Genomic DNA, 14782 nt, shown 5'->3' on the forward strand with positions numbered 1-14782 from the left:
CCAAGATGAATAAAGTCATTCTCATCGGCAACCTGACAAAAGATCCGGAGCTGCGCTATACGCCAAACGGCGTGGCCGTTACTACCTTTACCCTGGCGATCAACCGTCCGCGTACCAACCAGGCAGGCGAACGCGAAGCCGACTTTATTAACATCGTCGCATGGCAGAAGCTGGCTGACTTGTGCGCTACCTATCTGCGCAAAGGCAGACAAGCGGCTGTGGAGGGCCGTATTCAAACGCGCTCTTATGATAATAAAGAAGGAAAAAAGGTTTACGTAACGGAAGTCGTCGCTGAAAACGTCCAGTTCTTGGGCGGAAAAGGCGGAGAAGGCGGCGGTTACGATCCAGGCTTTGGCGGCATGAAGCCGTCGGGCGGTCAGAGAGATGAGATGGATGCGTTTGGGGATCCCTTTGCGAATACAGGCAAGCCGATCAACATCTCGGATGATGACTTGCCGTTTTGATTGAAGGACACTCGATCGTATAACGTTCACATTTCCTGATAAAAGGAGGGACTTTCATGGCACGTAAAGGACGTCCAAATAAACGCCGCAAGGTATGTTTCTTTAAGGTTAATAAAATCAAGCATATCGATTACAAAGATACCGATCTGCTGAAGAAATTTATCAGCGAGCGCGGCAAAATCCTGCCTCGTCGTGTAACTGGTACTTCTGCGAAGTATCAACGTGCTTTGACAGTAGCGATCAAACGCGCTCGTCAAGTAGCACTGCTGCCGTACACCACTGAATAATTGTTACAAGCAAAAAAAGGGGGACACAATCGCGTGGCCCTCTTTTTTCCATATTTTTTATTGGTCGTATTGCTTTTACTTTGAAGATACACGATGAGGTGTCGCCATGCCTTCAAAAACAAAACAATTGGCGGAAAACGCCCTTTTGCTGGGAATTGCACTAGTGCTGCTGTTTATCAGTACATACACAATTGCAGGGATGGTCACCAGCCTGCTTTTGCCGTTGCCGTTTGTCATCCTCGGGATGCGGCGGCCGATTTCATCCTCCATATGGATTGTCGCCGTGTTCACGTTTTTAGCTGGAGTGCTAACCGGGATATTCTCGGCTATGATGGCTTTGATGATCGCGCTCTGGGGAACAGTAATGGGTCACATGTACGCCAAAAGAGGGACAGCTATGTCCGCGATTGTCGCGGGAGCTGCAGTCGTTTTCCTCGGGTATGTGGCGATGCTCGCTCTCTCCACGTACGTCATCGGGATGGGCTTGAATGAAATGATTCAGGAGGCAACGAAGCTAAGGCCTGATTTCGTGCCCAAAGAGCAATTTGAACAGGGAATGCAGCTCATTAAAATGGTCATGCCGGCCTTTTTAGTCATGATGAGTTTTATACAAAGCGGGATTACGCACTGGATAGCCCGACTGGTGGGCAAACGGATGAGATTGTCGGTTCCGGCCTTGCCTCCTGCCAGAGAGTGGTCTTTTCCGCGTTCGATCCTCTACTACTATTTTATTTCCATGGTAAGTATTCTTTTGATGGGAGAAGAATTGCAGGGAACATTTTGGACAAGCGCCGTACTCAACGTAAAGGTGATCCTGGATGTGATCCTGACGTTGCAGGGCCTTGCTTTCTGTCTGTTTGCCATTCATTTGTACAACAGGAAGGGATTGGCCCCCGTGCTTATTGTCTCTCTATTTATTTTTCCCCCGCTAACCACTATACTTAGTTTATTAGGCATCTTTGATTTGGGTTTAGGCTTGCGAAAGAGACTGGAAACAAGAGTGAAGAGGGGCTGAGGAAATGCCCAAATTCCTGTTAAAGCGTTGGTACGGGCTACACATGGTCTTGGCTCTAAGCTTTAGCTTGTTGCTGTTGGGAATTTTGACGCTTCATCACTGGATGTACGGGGCGATCGGGATCATTTGCCTGATCGGGCTCGTGGTTTACGCGCTGCAGGCCGAAAAAGGCTTCCAGCGGGATCTTCGTCTGTACTTGGCTACGGTTACCCACCGGGTGAAGAAGGCGGGCGAAGGCGTCATCCAGGAAATGCCGATCGGGATTTTGTTGTTCAACGAAGAAAAGACCATCGAATGGGTAAATCCCTTTATGACCAATATGTCCGGTGATGAAATGTTGATCGGGAAAACACTGCCTGATGTATTCCCGCAGCTCGTTCTGAAACCGGACCAGAAACGGCTGGAGTTTGTTTACAACGAGCGGACCTATGAAGTGCTTGTCCGAGCAGAGGAGCGTCTGCTTTACTTTACGGACATCACGAATTTCAAAGAATTGACGCTTCGCTACCACCGTGAAAAGGCTGTGCTTGCCATCATCCACCTCGACAACCTGGACGAGGTCGGACAAGTGATGGACGATCAAAGCCGGACACTGCTTTCTACGAGTGTGGCAGGGGTCATTACCGAATGGGCAAACAGGCACGGCATCTATCTGCGCCGCATTTCCGCAGATAAATTCCTGGCGTTGATGGAGCGGGAGACGCTGGACAAACTGGAAGAAAGCCGTTTTGACATTCTGGATGTGGTCAGGGAGATGACTGCAGACAACAAGATACCGATCACGCTTAGCATCGGAGCCGGAGCTGCAGCCAATTCCTATATCGAGCTGGGACAAATGGCCCAATCGAGTTTGGACATTGCTTTGGGCCGCGGCGGAGACCAGGCAGCGGTCAAGATCGGAAACAAGCTGACGTTTTTCGGCGGCAAGTCCAATGCCGTGGAAAAGCGGACGCGTGTACGTGCCCGCGTGATCGCCCATGCGCTGCGCGATCTGATTCACGAAGCGGAGCACGTCATCGTCATGGGACACAAGCAGCCTGACATGGATTCGATCGGCGCCTCCCTGGGCGTACTGAAAGCCGTACAGCTTCATAAAAAAGACGCATATATCGTGATGGATGAAGGCAATTCGTCTGTGGAGCGTCTGATGAAGGAAATTTACGCGCATGAGGAACTGGCCGAGGCTTTCATAACACCGGAGCAAGCGATACGTCTGATTACCGGGCGGACGCTCTTGGTAATCGTCGACACGCATCGCCCGTCGCTGGTAATCGAGCCGCGCCTGCTCAGCGAAACAAGCCGGATTGTGGTGATCGACCACCACAGGCGCTCGGAAGAATTTATCGAGCCGGTGCTTTTGTATCTGGAGCCGTATGCTTCTTCTACAAGCGAGCTGGTTACAGAGCTTCTGCAATATCAAAGCGACCGTCTGAACATCGACAATCTGATCGCTACGGCCTTGTTGGCGGGGATTGTGGTCGATACGAAAAGCTTTGCTTTCCGCACAGGCTCGCGAACCTTTGAGGCAGCTTCGTTTCTTCGCCGGAATGGCGCGGATACTGCGGCTGTCCAGCGCTTGCTGAAAGAGGATTTGACGCAATATGTAAAACGTGCTCGGGTGATCATGAATACCGAGACCTATCGGGATAACATGGCGATTGCCGTGGGCGACCCCAGTGAGGAGTACACGCAGGTACAGGTGGCCCAGGCAGCCGAGCAGCTGTTGACGCTCTCGGGCATTCAGGCGTCCTTTGTCGTTGCCAGAAGAGCTGACGATACGGTGCTGATCAGTGCCCGCTCACTGGGCGACATCAATGTCCAGTCGATCATGGAACACATGGGCGGAGGCGGCCATTTGACCGCAGCAGCCAACCAGATCGAAGGAATTTCCTTAAAAGAGGCCGTCAGACGTCTGAAGGAAGCTATCGATGCAGTCGTCTAGAACAGCCGTCTAGAGGAGGAGGAAGCACAGATGAAAGTTATTTTTCTGAAAGACGTAAAGGGTCAAGGGAAAAAAGGCGAAGTCAAGGATTTGTCGGAAGGCTACGTACGCAACTTCCTGCTGCCGCGGGGATTGGTCAAGGAAGCCACCGAAGCCAATATGAAGACGCTGGACGCGCAGCAGCGCAGCGAAGCCAAGCGTAAAGAGCAGGAAAAGATTGAAGCTCAGCAGCTAGCTGAAAAGATGAACGAGATCACCGTAAAGGTATCGGGAAAAGCAGGGGAAGGCGGCCGCTTGTTCGGGGCTATTTCCAGCAAGCAGGTCGCGCAGGCTTTGGAAGACCAGTTCCAAATCAAACTGGACAAACGCAAGCTGGAAATGGAAGCGATCCGCGCACTGGGCGTTACCCAGGTGAAAGTGAAGCTGCATAATGAAGTGACGGCAACGCTCAAGGTTCATGTAGTGGAAGAATAATGAAGCAGTAATTCATGCTAATACGGGATAAGCGAGGGGTGTGACGTGAGCGACCTGTTTTTGGACCGTGTGCCGCCGCAAAACAACGAAGCGGAACAGTCAGTTCTGGGGGCCGTGTTCTTATCGAAGGAAGCTCTCATCACGGCAATTGAAATTCTTCGACCTGAAGATTTTTATAAAACCGCCCATCAGCGCATCTTTAAAACGATGCAGGACCTCTACGACAAGGGGGAGCCGGTCGACCTCGTAACGGTGACGGCAGAGCTGCAGGACCACAAGCTGCTGGATGAGGTGGGCGGCGTTCCCTATCTCACGGAGATTGCCAGCTCGGTTCCGACTGCGGCCAACATTGAGTATTACGCGAAGATCGTCGAGGAAAAGTCGCTCTTGCGGCGGTTGATCCTGACGGCGACGAAAATTGCCAATGAAGGGTACTCCCGTGAAGACGAGGTCGGGGAGATCATCGCGGATGCAGAGAAATACATCCTCGAAATTGCCCAGAACCGGAACAGCGGCGGCTTTACGCCGATCCGCGACGTACTGCTGGAGACGTATGAACGGATTGAGTTTCTCAGTCAGCGGCGCGGGGATGTGACGGGGATTCCTTCGGGATACCCGGATTTGGACAAGATGACAGCCGGCTTCCAACGAAGCGACCTGATTATCCTGGCAGCCCGTCCGTCTGTAGGGAAAACGGCCTTTGCCTTGAATGTAGCCCAGAACGTAGCTGCTCGCGCCGGCGAGACAGTGGCCATCTTCTCGCTGGAGATGGCCGCTTCTCAGTTGGTACAGCGGATGATTTGTGCGGAGGGCAATTTGGATGCCTCCCGCATGCGTTCGGGTTGGCTGGAAGAGGATGACTGGCAAAAGCTGACGATGGCCATCGGGACATTGGCGAAAGCGCCGATCTACATCGACGATACGCCGGGTGTGACGGTACAGGACATCAGGGCGAAATGCCGCCGTCTGCAAGCGGAGCGCGGTTTGGGCATGATCCTGATCGACTACCTGCAGTTGATTCACGGACGGGGAAAAGGCGACAACCGCCAACAGGAGGTATCGGAAATTTCCCGGACCTTGAAGGGGATCGCCAGGGAATTGAACGTGCCTGTGATCGCCTTGTCCCAGCTAAGCCGTTCGGTGGAGCAGCGTCAGGACAAGCGGCCGATGATGTCGGACATCCGTGAATCCGGTTCGATCGAGCAGGACGCCGATATTGTTGCGTTCCTTTATCGCGATGACTACTACGACAAAGAAACAGAGAACAAAAACGTCATCGAAATCATCATTGCCAAGCAGCGTAACGGCCCGACCGGAACGGTGGAGCTGGCATTTTTGAAGGAATACAACAAGTTTGTCAGCCTGGACAATCGCTATCGCGATGCAGCGGGGTAAAAAGCAATAATAAAAATAAGTTCTACCCAGGTAAAAATCGCCTGTTTTTACGGAAAAGCCGGAACATACTCCGGCTTTTTTTCTATTATGAAAATACCGAACGTATAAACTTTCTAAATTGTTAACGTTCGTATTTTCATTGACAGCAACAAAATCGTTTAGTACACTTAGATTGTTTCAGGCCCAGTAAGGCAATGATGAAATCAGGAGGTGTTTTTCGATGTCAACTGTAGTTGTCGTCGGAACCCAATGGGGCGATGAAGGTAAAGGGAAAATTACCGATTATCTGGCGGAAAGCGCCGAAGTGGTGGCCAGATATCAGGGTGGCAACAATGCTGGACACACGATTATTTTTGGTGGCAACAAATACAAGCTGCACTTGATTCCATCCGGAATTTTTTATACAGATAAAACTTGCGTCATCGGCAACGGCATGGTTATCGATCCGAAAGCGCTGGTAGCGGAGCTGGATTACATTCACAGCTTTGGTTTCAAGACGCACAACTTGAAAATCAGCGATCGCGCGCATGTGATTCTGCCTTACCACATCAAGCTGGATGCTGTGGAAGAAGACAGCCGCGGCGCAAACAAGATCGGTACGACCCGCAAAGGGATCGGACCGGCTTATATGGACAAAGCTGCCCGTATCGGTATTCGCATTGCCGATCTGATGGACAAAGAAGAGTTCGCCCGCAAGCTTGAGCGCAACCTCGCTGAGAAAAATCTTCTGCTGGAGAAAATGTACAATACCAGCGGCTTTGAACTGAACGAAGTGCTGGAAGAATACCTGGGCTATGCCGAGATCATTCGCCCTTATGTCACCGATACGTCTGTCGTCTTGAACGATGCCATCGATCAGGGCAGCCGCGTGCTGTTTGAAGGCGCCCAAGGCGTTCTGCTGGACATCGATCAAGGTACGTATCCGTTCGTGACTTCTTCCAACCCGATTGCCGGTGGGGTCACTATCGGTTCCGGTGTAGGACCGACCAAGATCAACCAGGTTATCGGTGTGGCAAAATCGTACACCACTCGCGTAGGGGATGGTCCGTTCCTGACCGAATTGACTGATGCGACAGGCGATCATATCCGCGAAGTAGGATTTGAGTACGGTACGACGACAGGCCGTCCGCGCCGTGTCGGCTGGTTTGACAGCGTAGTTGTCCGCCATGCACGCCGTGTGAGCGGCATTACGGGACTGGCGATCACCAAGCTGGACACGCTGAGCGGCATTGACACGCTGCGCATTTGCACAGCCTACAAATACAACGGCGAAGTGATCGAGTCCTTCCCGGCGAATCTGAACCAGCTCGCCAAGTGCGAGCCGGTATACGAGGAGCTCCCAGGCTGGAAGGAAGACATCACTGGCGTTCGCAGCCTGCACGAGCTGCCTGAAAACGCACGTCACTACATCGAGCGCATCACGCAACTGACCGGCATTCCGCTCTCCATCTTCTCGGTTGGACCGGATCGCGAACAAACCGTGGTTGTTCGCGGTATCTACGGATAAACAATTGGCTCTATGCGAAAAAGCTGTCGAACCTGGTTCGGCAGCTTTTTTATTGAAAGTAGGAAGGATGCACCTCTCCCGGCGCACGTTGCGGCGCTGCATGGCAGTGGTCGAAAACGATCAGGAAGCAAAAATGGACGACAGGGCTTCTTCTTTTTTTGCAAGGACAGACACGAAAAGCAGACTTCTGGGCATATGGTAAGGCATATCAAGGAAAAATGAGGTGGTCACGATGATGGGATTTGATCAGAAGGCGATGAAGCTTCTGGGCAAGAATGTTCAGGTTAAGATGTTTAACGGCGTCGTCATCAAAGGAACCATGACTCATTTTAACAACGGCTATCTTTGTTTTATTACCACGTACAAACAGCGGGACGACCAAAAAACGACGATTCGCCGTTTGGCGGTCAAAGACATCACGTCGATGGTAGAGGTGTAGATGTGTAACGGCATATAGCCACCTGTCCCGAAAGAGGGGAGGTGGCTCTGTTGTTGTGTTTGGTTTCCTTTGCTGCTGCCTGCAGGAAGCAATCGTTTAGATGGTGCCTCCGAACGATTCGATGATCTGTACGGCTTCATCGCCTCGTTCTTCCGGTACGACTGCTGTCAGTAGAATGTTTCCGATGTTTTCTACTCCGCGATCAGCCATCCCGCTGGCATCCGGACCTGCGGCTGCCAGGACGCTGGCATCCCGGCCATTCGGAAAGTCACCGGCCTGGGTCAGTGTGGCCAGGCTGGGGAAATCGCTTGTAATCGGATTTGTGATCTCTTCCAGTCCGTCGCCCGGGTATTGTCCAATATGGGCGATCTGAATGGTTTCAAAGCCTGCCTGACGAAGGGATTGTGCCGCTTTCTCTGCCGCTTCAATCGTTTTAAAACCAGCCAAAATGTTGCGTTCCTTCACTGCCTGCCGCTCCTCTCGTACCCTTTTGTTAATAACCGTCAAATATGGTGTACCTATTATGAGCAAGAAACCCAAAATCCATTCGACAGCATTTTACACTTGATGTTGTCGTTATTTTTGTGGTAAAGTCGACATAGTTGGTTTCTTTAGGCAATTTGGCAGATAATTGAAACTGAATATCCGGGTTATTAGACCTAGTACATATCGCAAAAAAATTCAAAATAGTTACGTTCATGAAGGAGATGTATCTGTTTTCAGGAGGGACAAGGTATGCAATGGGCCGAATGGATGGCCAAGCTGCAAAACAAGACGAAGCACATCGTCGAGAATAGCAGCCGAGCTACACAGCGGGCGGTCGAGAGAGCAAGCACGTTTGTCCGCACTCACAAAAAGCAAACGGCAACGATCACAGCAGGACTCGTACTCTCAACAGCAATCGGGGCATCCGCCTACTTCTATTACAAGAGCAACATTATTTCGATTTATCATGTAGCAGTGAATGGACAGGAGATTGGTGTCGTCAACAATCCGGAGGTTGTCCATTCGTGGACAAAGGCCAAGCTGGACGAGGAAAAGGCAAAGCACGGCTTGAACCTGACGTTGTCCGACTATATCACATTTACTGAAGAAAAACTGTATAAGGGACACTACGATAACGAGGCAGCCATCAAAGCTCTGTCGGATATTGCCGACATCAAGGTAGAGGCTGTCAAATTGGTCGTTGACGGAAAAGTGGTCGGTTATGCCGAGAATGCAGAGGCAGCCGAGAAAGCGTTGGAATCTGTGAAGGAGAAGTTCTCCGGAATACCCGCAAACAACGTGAAGAAACAGGCGGTAGCAGCCGCATCCATAGACCAGCCGAAAGCTCCTCCTGCGGTGCAAGTGTCGATCAAGGAAGACGTGAAGCTGGAAAGCGATTCGGTAACCGCTGCTCAGGTTCTTCCGGTGGACAAGCTGGAGGAACTCTTGGCCAAGGGTACGTTCAAGCAAGTAACCCATACCGTAGTCGAGGGCGACTGCGTAGGCTGCATCGCCAAAAAGTACGGCATTACGTCGAAAGATATTTATGCCAATAACCCTGGCATAACGGAAAATACATTGCTGCAATTGGGACAAAAGATTAATGTAACGGCGCTTCGCCCGTTGGTGACTGTACAGGTGAAGGAAGAGGTCAGTCAAAAAGAAACCATTCCGTTTGCCACGCAGGTAAGGAATAACGACAAGCTGCCAAAAGGCGAAACAAAGGTTGTCCAGGAAGGAAAAGAGGGCAGCAAAACCGTCCGTTATCTCGTTGTGAAAGAAAATGGACAAGTTGTCGACAAAAGCATCCTGGATCAGCAAGTCATTGACCAGCCGCTGGTCAAAATCGTCGAGCGCGGAACCAAAGTCATTCCGTCTCGCGGGACAGGCCGTCTTTCGTGGCCGGCCAGAGGCTCTATCAGCAGCGGTTTTGGCATGCGCTGGGGCCGTTTGCACAAAGGAATCGACATTGCCGGTTCCGGATCTGTTCGTGCTGCCGACAACGGCCGCGTCGTACAAGCTGGATGGGATGGCGATTACGGAAATTCCATTTTGATCGACCATGGAAACGGCATGAAGACCCGTTATGGGCATCTTCGCTCCATCAGCGTCAAAGTAGGAGATGTCGTCTCCCAAGGAAAAGCAATTGGGGTCATGGGTTCTACCGGAGACTCTACCGGTGTCCACCTGCATTTTGAGGTTATACAAAATGGACGACTGCAAAACCCGGTTCGTTTCCTAAAATAAGCAGGAAAGTATAGGAAAATCAAAATAATGATTTTCTTTGATTCTTACAATAAAGGGTTCTCTCAAATGAGGGGGCCCTTTTCCTATTGGATCGAGGGAAGCGTCCAAGGCGGCTGTCTGATACAATAAGAGCATGTGGAGATGGCAGGAAACATTACCAAGCATCAGATGTGGAGGAAAACACGGACGTTTCGTGGAATCCATTACGTACAGAAGGGGGAGAGCGCTATGGCAAAACTCCTGGTTGTGGACGATGAAAAACCAATTGCCGATATCTTGAAGTTTACCTTTGAAAAGGAAGGGTACCAGGTAGTCTGCGCCTATGACGGAGAGGAAGCTCTTCTTCTCGTGCAGAATGAAAAACCGGACCTTATTTTATTGGATGTGATGCTTCCGGGCCGGGATGGCATGGATGTCTGCCGCTCCGTTCGGAAAAGCTGCGATGTGCCGATCATCATGCTGACGGCCAAGGATTCCGAGGTGGACAAGGTGCTCGGCCTGGAGCTGGGTGCGGATGATTACGTGACCAAGCCATTCAGCGCACGGGAGCTGGTGGCCAGAGTCAAAGCGCAGCTCCGCCGCCAGCAGCCCAAGAGCGAAGAGCAGGACAATCATCTGCTGCGGATTCATGAACTGGAGATCGATCTGAATTCCTATACCGTCGAGAAGATCGGGGAGCAGCTTGAGCTGACCCATCGGGAATTTGAGCTGCTTGTCTATCTGGCTCGCCACCAGGGACAGGTCATGACGAGGGAGCATCTGCTCCAATCCGTCTGGGGATTTGATTACTTCGGGGATGTGCGGACAGTCGATGTGACGATCCGCCGGTTGCGTGAAAAAATCGAAGACGATCCGAGCCAGCCGAAGTATATCATCACGAGGCGCGGACTTGGCTATACCATGCGTAATCCGGGAGCGGGAGGAACTCCCGGATGAGTCCGTTTCGCCTTTTTCGTCTGTTTCGCCTGTTCAAGACGGTCCAGTGGAAAATGGTCGTCATTTACATGCTCCTGATCCTGATGGCGATGCAGTTTATCGGGGCGTACTTTGCCCGGGAAGTGGAAAGCTACTACATCAATAACTTCTCGGAGACGTTGAATGCGCAGGCGAGCCTTTTGGCGACGCTTTCCCAAGGATACCTGCGGCCAAACGAAGGCAAGGAGCAAAGCCAGGATGAGGTCAGGCAGGGAATCGACAATCTGATCACCCATCTGGTGAAGCTGAACGGGGCCAATGTCCGCGTCATCGACTCGAACGGGACGGTTATCAGCACGACGGAAGACAAGCGTACGATCGGGCAGCGAAACACTCAGCCAGAGGTAACGATTGCGCTTTTGGGGACACGCAGCGAGTCGACCCGGATCGATCCGCGGACAGGCGATCGGGTCAAGGTGCTCGTGCTGCCGGTGAAAGGAGACAACATTGTCTACGGGGCAGTATACATGGCTGCTTCCATGGAGGCGACCTATACGACGATCCGCAAGATGAACGGGATTCTCGCTTCGGGGACGATGATCGCACTGCTTTTCACCGCAGCCTTGGGTGTCGTGCTGGCCCGGACGATTACGACGCCGGTGAAGGAAATGACTCGTCAGGCCCGGGCGGTTGCCGATGGAGATTTTAATAGAAATGTACGTGTGTATAGTGATGATGAAATTGGGCAGCTCGGGATGGCCTTCAACCATATGACTTTCAGGCTGCAAGAGGCGATCATGCAGCAGGAGGAAGAGCGGGAGAAGCTGGCCGGTATCCTGCGCAACATGTCTGATGGGGTAGTCGCCTCCAACCGCAACGGTCAGATCATTTTGATGAACCGGTCGGCGGAAGAGATGCTGCAGGTCACCATGGACGACTGCATGGCCAAAGGATTGACGCTGTACGATCTCTTGAAGCTGCCGCCGGAGGAAGAAATGCCGCTGTATTCGCAGGTGGATCCGTTGATCATTGAAATGGTGCTGCCGAACCGCGAAGTCCTGATCCTTCGTGTGACATTTACACCGCTTCAGCATGACAGCGGGAAGCGGGGCGGCATTATTACGGTGCTGCAGGACGTGACGGAGCAGCAGCGGCTCGACCAGCAGCGCAAGGAGTTCGTCGCCAACGTATCGCATGAGCTGCGGACGCCGTTGACGACGATCAAAAGCTATGTGGAAGCGCTGTTGGACGGCGCAGTAGAGGAACCGGAGCTGTCCAACCGCTTTTTAAAGGTGACCATGTCAGAGACAGAGCGGATGATCCGTCTCGTAAACGACCTGCTTCAGCTGTCCCGTTTTGACTCGCAGGGCATTCACCTCCACTACAAAGAGGTAGACGCCGATCAGCTGCTTCGTTATGCGGCAGACCGCTTTTCCATGTTCGGGGAACAGCAGGGCGTCCAGCTAAAGCTGGAGGTGCCGGAAAATCTGCCTCCTATATACGTGGACAAGGATGCGATCAACCAGGTGCTGGACAATCTGCTGTCCAATGCAGTCAAGTATACGCCCGAGGGAGGCACGGTCGTCCTCATGGCACAGGTCAACCGGCACCAAAAGCGTCTCCACATCTCCATTTCCGATACCGGGATCGGGATTCCCAGCCGGGATTTAAAGCGCATCTTTGAACGCTTTTACCGGGTGGACAAGGCTCGTTCGCGCGGGCAAGGCGGAACCGGTCTCGGCCTCGCCATCGCCCGGGAATTGGTACAGGCTCACGGCGCGGAAATCGAGATCTCCAGCGAATTGAATGTGGGCACGACGGTCACCTTTTGGGTGCCATTTGCAAAAGGAGGGACGGCGGGATGATACGGTGGAAGGAGCCGGCCAAAACCTTGCTGCTCACCTTGCTGGTTCTGTCCAGCTTTCTGTTGACCGCGCTTTTGTGGACAAACCAGCCCCAATTTCAACTGATCGAGCCTGCTCAGTACAAGGAATCAAAGCCGGTACAGGAAAGGCAACTGGAGGACTTGATCGCACCGGAATCGGTCATCTTTCACTACGGGGAGGACCGGCATACAAAGGCGACAGCGACAGACGGCCAGTATCGCATCGTCAAAGAAGAGATGAAGAAATGGATCTTCCTCGATTTCGCGCCATTTTCCTTGCCGATTGAGAAGTGGGAGAAAATCTCCCGGGAGAAGCAAGGAATTGAAATACGCTTTCGCAACAGTGTCCCTCTTTCTGTCGTTGGACGGCTTGTGACATTTCGCGATGAGGTCAGCGACAAAGGAAAGGGAATCGACCGCCTGGTGCTTTATTACGAGGAAGAGGAAGACGTGGTCTATGCCTTGTTTATCCTCTCCGGCGAGGAAATGGTGCTTCGCAGCCGTACCTCGATCAGTCCAAAGGATTTGCGGCAGTCTTATCTGCCGACGGGCAACCTGATGCCGGAACAAATCATGAAGGTCGTCAAGCCGAATCCTGTCCCCCCGATCATAGAGCAGGGGAGGGCGGCAGGGACGATTTACTATTTGCCGAAAAACCCGGTGAAAATGCAGGCCTTTCGCTTTACATTCCGGACGATCGACAACGATCAGCTACTGGATGCGTATTTTCTCGATCGGACACTGGTCCGCCAAATCGTGGAGCGGGACAAGACGATCATCTACACCGATGGCAGCCACTCCATCCAGTTGCGTTCGGATCAGCAGGCCATTACGTTTACGGACCCGGCCATCCTGTCAGTCGCACCGGAGCTGACGGATGAGGAGAAGGTAAAGGCAGCCATTTCATTTATTAACAAACATTTGGGATGGACGGATGATTTTCATTTCGAGACAATCAGAAAAAGCTATAACGACAAAGACGTTGTTACCTTCCGCCAGTACGTCGGAGCGTATCCGCTCTACAGCAAGGAAGGCTATCCGATCGACACCATCCGGGTGACGATGGAGGCGGGCCAGGTAGTGACGATGGACCGCTCACTGATCGATCTGGACCGCTACATCCAGAACAAAGGGTGGACGGCGATGTCGGGACCGGAATTGTTTCAATATATTCGCGAAAAGGGATTGGCGAATACAGAGCAGATCAGAAACGCATATCTGTCGTATCAGACGGTTACACACGAGGATTATGTGGAGCTGATCCCGATCTGGGTAGTGGAAGTGAACAATTATCCCAACCTGTACATTCCTGCCCAATTGAATCAGGGAGGAGGGCCGGAGCATGGATTGGAGTAAAACGAAAACGATCTTGATCTGGGCCTTTCTCCTGCTGGACGTGTTTCTCGGCTATCAGGTATACGCGACGAGGGGCGGCTACTGGCAAAATCCCGAGGCGTCCCAGAGCGAAAAGTGGGAAATGGATGACTATCTCAGACAGCACAACGTCACACTTGATGCAGAGGTGCCGTCGGACACGCCGGACATGACCTATCTCAATGCAGAGTATGTAGGGATCGGAGCGTTGGAGCTGCAGGGGATGGCAGGCATTGACGCTACCCTGGAAAAAATGGCCCTGGCGGCCAGACTGAAGCCGCCGATCGCCATAAATGGCCAGATCACCCCCAACGAGCTGTTGCGCCAAATCGGACCGCGCATGATGTATTCCGATCAGTACACGGCTGACCTGTACCAATCGAATCAGGGAAGACTTTTGTATTGGCAGGTGTACGATAAGGTGCCGATATTCATCGCGCCGCTCGAAGTCTACTTGGCCGATGGCTCGATTCTCGGGTATCGGCAAACCTATCTGAATATACGCAGCCAGGGTACGAGCCGCCCGATCATTTCTGCATATAAAGCGATCCGTTCGCTGGTGGAAAAACAGGTGATCCATCAGGGCGAGCGTATCGAAAATGTAACGCTGGGCTACTACGGTTCCTATGACGCGGAAATTCAGGGGCTGGCTCCGGTATGGCGGATCATTCACGATGGGAAGCAGCATTTTGTCAACGGATTTACAGGAGCCCAGGAACGCCCTTTGGTCACGAATTATTTCCCGGGGAAATAGGGATGGCGAAAGTAGCGGACAAGCAGGTGTTGGAAGACAGACCGAAAAGCCATCGTTAAAAGGGCAGCAGTTTCACAGCTATAGACAGCATGTTAGATA

General features: G+C 52.2%; 14 protein-coding genes. 13 read left to right on the forward strand and 1 reads right to left on the reverse strand.

Translation table 11 applies throughout. The features are described from left to right. Positions 1–5 precede the first annotated feature (5 nt). The 8 genes from V5G20_RS01530 (at position 6) to V5G20_RS01565 (ending at position 7523) form a co-directional block, all read left to right on the forward strand. Positions 6–464 carry a single-stranded DNA-binding protein gene (locus tag V5G20_RS01530; RefSeq protein WP_003388831.1) on the forward strand — a complete coding sequence of 153 codons (459 nt, stop codon included), beginning with the start codon at positions 6–8 and terminating at the stop codon, positions 462–464. A 56-nt stretch (positions 465–520) separates the two neighbouring features. Next, a complete protein-coding gene (rpsR, locus tag V5G20_RS01535) occupies positions 521–751 on the forward strand; it encodes a 30S ribosomal protein S18 (protein WP_003388829.1) in 231 nt (76 codons plus the stop codon). Positions 752–857: 106 nt separating this feature from the next. Beyond that, positions 858–1766, forward strand: coding sequence for a YybS family protein (locus V5G20_RS01540; RefSeq protein WP_003388828.1), 909 nt, complete (start codon positions 858–860; stop codon positions 1764–1766). Between the two features lie 4 nt (positions 1767–1770). Then, on the forward strand, positions 1771–3708 hold the full coding sequence (locus V5G20_RS01545) for a DHH family phosphoesterase (RefSeq protein ID WP_003388827.1): 1938 nt from the start codon (positions 1771–1773) through the stop codon (positions 3706–3708). Positions 3709–3738: 30 nt separating this feature from the next. Beyond that, the gene (gene rplI / locus V5G20_RS01550) at positions 3739–4182 is read left to right on the forward strand and encodes a 50S ribosomal protein L9 (RefSeq protein ID WP_003388826.1); all 444 of its coding nucleotides are present in this window, start codon (positions 3739–3741) and stop codon (positions 4180–4182) included. A gap of 45 nt (positions 4183–4227) precedes the next feature. Next, a complete protein-coding gene (gene dnaB / locus V5G20_RS01555) occupies positions 4228–5577 on the forward strand; it encodes a replicative DNA helicase (RefSeq protein ID WP_003388825.1) in 1350 nt (449 codons plus the stop codon). A gap of 220 nt (positions 5578–5797) precedes the next feature. Further along, complete coding sequence (locus tag V5G20_RS01560) at positions 5798–7084, forward strand: adenylosuccinate synthase (RefSeq protein ID WP_003388824.1); 1287 nt, start codon at positions 5798–5800, stop codon at positions 7082–7084. Positions 7085–7319: 235 nt separating this feature from the next. Beyond that, on the forward strand, positions 7320–7523 hold the full coding sequence (locus V5G20_RS01565) for a hypothetical protein (RefSeq protein WP_003388823.1): 204 nt from the start codon (positions 7320–7322) through the stop codon (positions 7521–7523). Between the two features lie 96 nt (positions 7524–7619). Here the strand turns inward: V5G20_RS01565 and V5G20_RS01570 are convergent, their stop codons facing one another. Beyond that, the gene (locus tag V5G20_RS01570) at positions 7620–7988 is read right to left on the reverse strand and encodes a hypothetical protein (protein WP_003388822.1); all 369 of its coding nucleotides are present in this window, start codon (positions 7986–7988) and stop codon (positions 7620–7622) included. A gap of 270 nt (positions 7989–8258) precedes the next feature. On the opposite strand from V5G20_RS01570, the gene V5G20_RS01575 reads away from it, so the two are divergent. The 5 genes from V5G20_RS01575 (at position 8259) to V5G20_RS01595 (ending at position 14683) form a co-directional block, all read left to right on the forward strand. Further along, on the forward strand, positions 8259–9755 hold the full coding sequence (locus tag V5G20_RS01575; protein ID WP_338463057.1) for a M23 family metallopeptidase: 1497 nt from the start codon (positions 8259–8261) through the stop codon (positions 9753–9755). Between the two features lie 228 nt (positions 9756–9983). Then, positions 9984–10691 carry a response regulator YycF gene (gene yycF / locus V5G20_RS01580; RefSeq protein WP_003388820.1) on the forward strand — a complete coding sequence of 236 codons (708 nt, stop codon included), beginning with the start codon at positions 9984–9986 and terminating at the stop codon, positions 10689–10691. Beyond that, a complete protein-coding gene (gene walK / locus V5G20_RS01585) occupies positions 10688–12535 on the forward strand; it encodes a cell wall metabolism sensor histidine kinase WalK (RefSeq protein ID WP_003388818.1) in 1848 nt (615 codons plus the stop codon). The genes yycF and walK overlap by 4 nt, the downstream gene beginning before the upstream one ends. Beyond that, the gene (locus V5G20_RS01590; protein WP_031932436.1) at positions 12532–13911 is read left to right on the forward strand and encodes a YycH family regulatory protein; all 1380 of its coding nucleotides are present in this window, start codon (positions 12532–12534) and stop codon (positions 13909–13911) included. Before walK ends, V5G20_RS01590 begins: the two co-directional genes overlap by 4 nt. Beyond that, positions 13898–14683, forward strand: a complete 786-nt coding sequence (locus V5G20_RS01595; RefSeq protein ID WP_024984460.1) for a two-component system regulatory protein YycI — start codon at positions 13898–13900, stop codon at positions 14681–14683. The genes V5G20_RS01590 and V5G20_RS01595 overlap by 14 nt, the downstream gene beginning before the upstream one ends. Positions 14684–14782 lie beyond the last annotated feature (99 nt).

Origin of the sequence: Brevibacillus borstelensis (genome assembly GCF_036700025.1) — a bacterium.
GTDB lineage: Bacteria > Bacillota > Bacilli > Brevibacillales > Brevibacillaceae > Brevibacillus > Brevibacillus borstelensis.

Bases quoted from the DNA above. Each gene is read 5' to 3' on its own strand.
- V5G20_RS01565 (WP_003388823.1), top strand. From the start codon at position 7,320: ATGGGATTTGATCAGAAGGCGATGAAGCTTCTGGGCAAGAATGTTCAG.
- V5G20_RS01540 (WP_003388828.1), top strand. From the start codon at position 858: ATGCCTTCAAAAACAAAACAATTGGCGGAAAACGCCCTTTTGCTGGGA.
- walK (WP_003388818.1), top strand. From the start codon at position 10,688: ATGAGTCCGTTTCGCCTTTTTCGTCTGTTTCGCCTGTTCAAGACGGTC.
- rpsR (WP_003388829.1), top strand. From the start codon at position 521: ATGGCACGTAAAGGACGTCCAAATAAACGCCGCAAGGTATGTTTCTTT.
- V5G20_RS01530 (WP_003388831.1), top strand. From the start codon at position 6: ATGAATAAAGTCATTCTCATCGGCAACCTGACAAAAGATCCGGAGCTG.
- V5G20_RS01545 (WP_003388827.1), top strand. From the start codon at position 1,771: ATGCCCAAATTCCTGTTAAAGCGTTGGTACGGGCTACACATGGTCTTG.
- rplI (WP_003388826.1), top strand. From the start codon at position 3,739: ATGAAAGTTATTTTTCTGAAAGACGTAAAGGGTCAAGGGAAAAAAGGC.
- yycF (WP_003388820.1), top strand. From the start codon at position 9,984: ATGGCAAAACTCCTGGTTGTGGACGATGAAAAACCAATTGCCGATATC.
- V5G20_RS01575 (WP_338463057.1), top strand. From the start codon at position 8,259: ATGCAATGGGCCGAATGGATGGCCAAGCTGCAAAACAAGACGAAGCAC.
- V5G20_RS01595 (WP_024984460.1), top strand. From the start codon at position 13,898: ATGGATTGGAGTAAAACGAAAACGATCTTGATCTGGGCCTTTCTCCTG.
- V5G20_RS01560 (WP_003388824.1), top strand. From the start codon at position 5,798: ATGTCAACTGTAGTTGTCGTCGGAACCCAATGGGGCGATGAAGGTAAA.
- V5G20_RS01590 (WP_031932436.1), top strand. From the start codon at position 12,532: ATGATACGGTGGAAGGAGCCGGCCAAAACCTTGCTGCTCACCTTGCTG.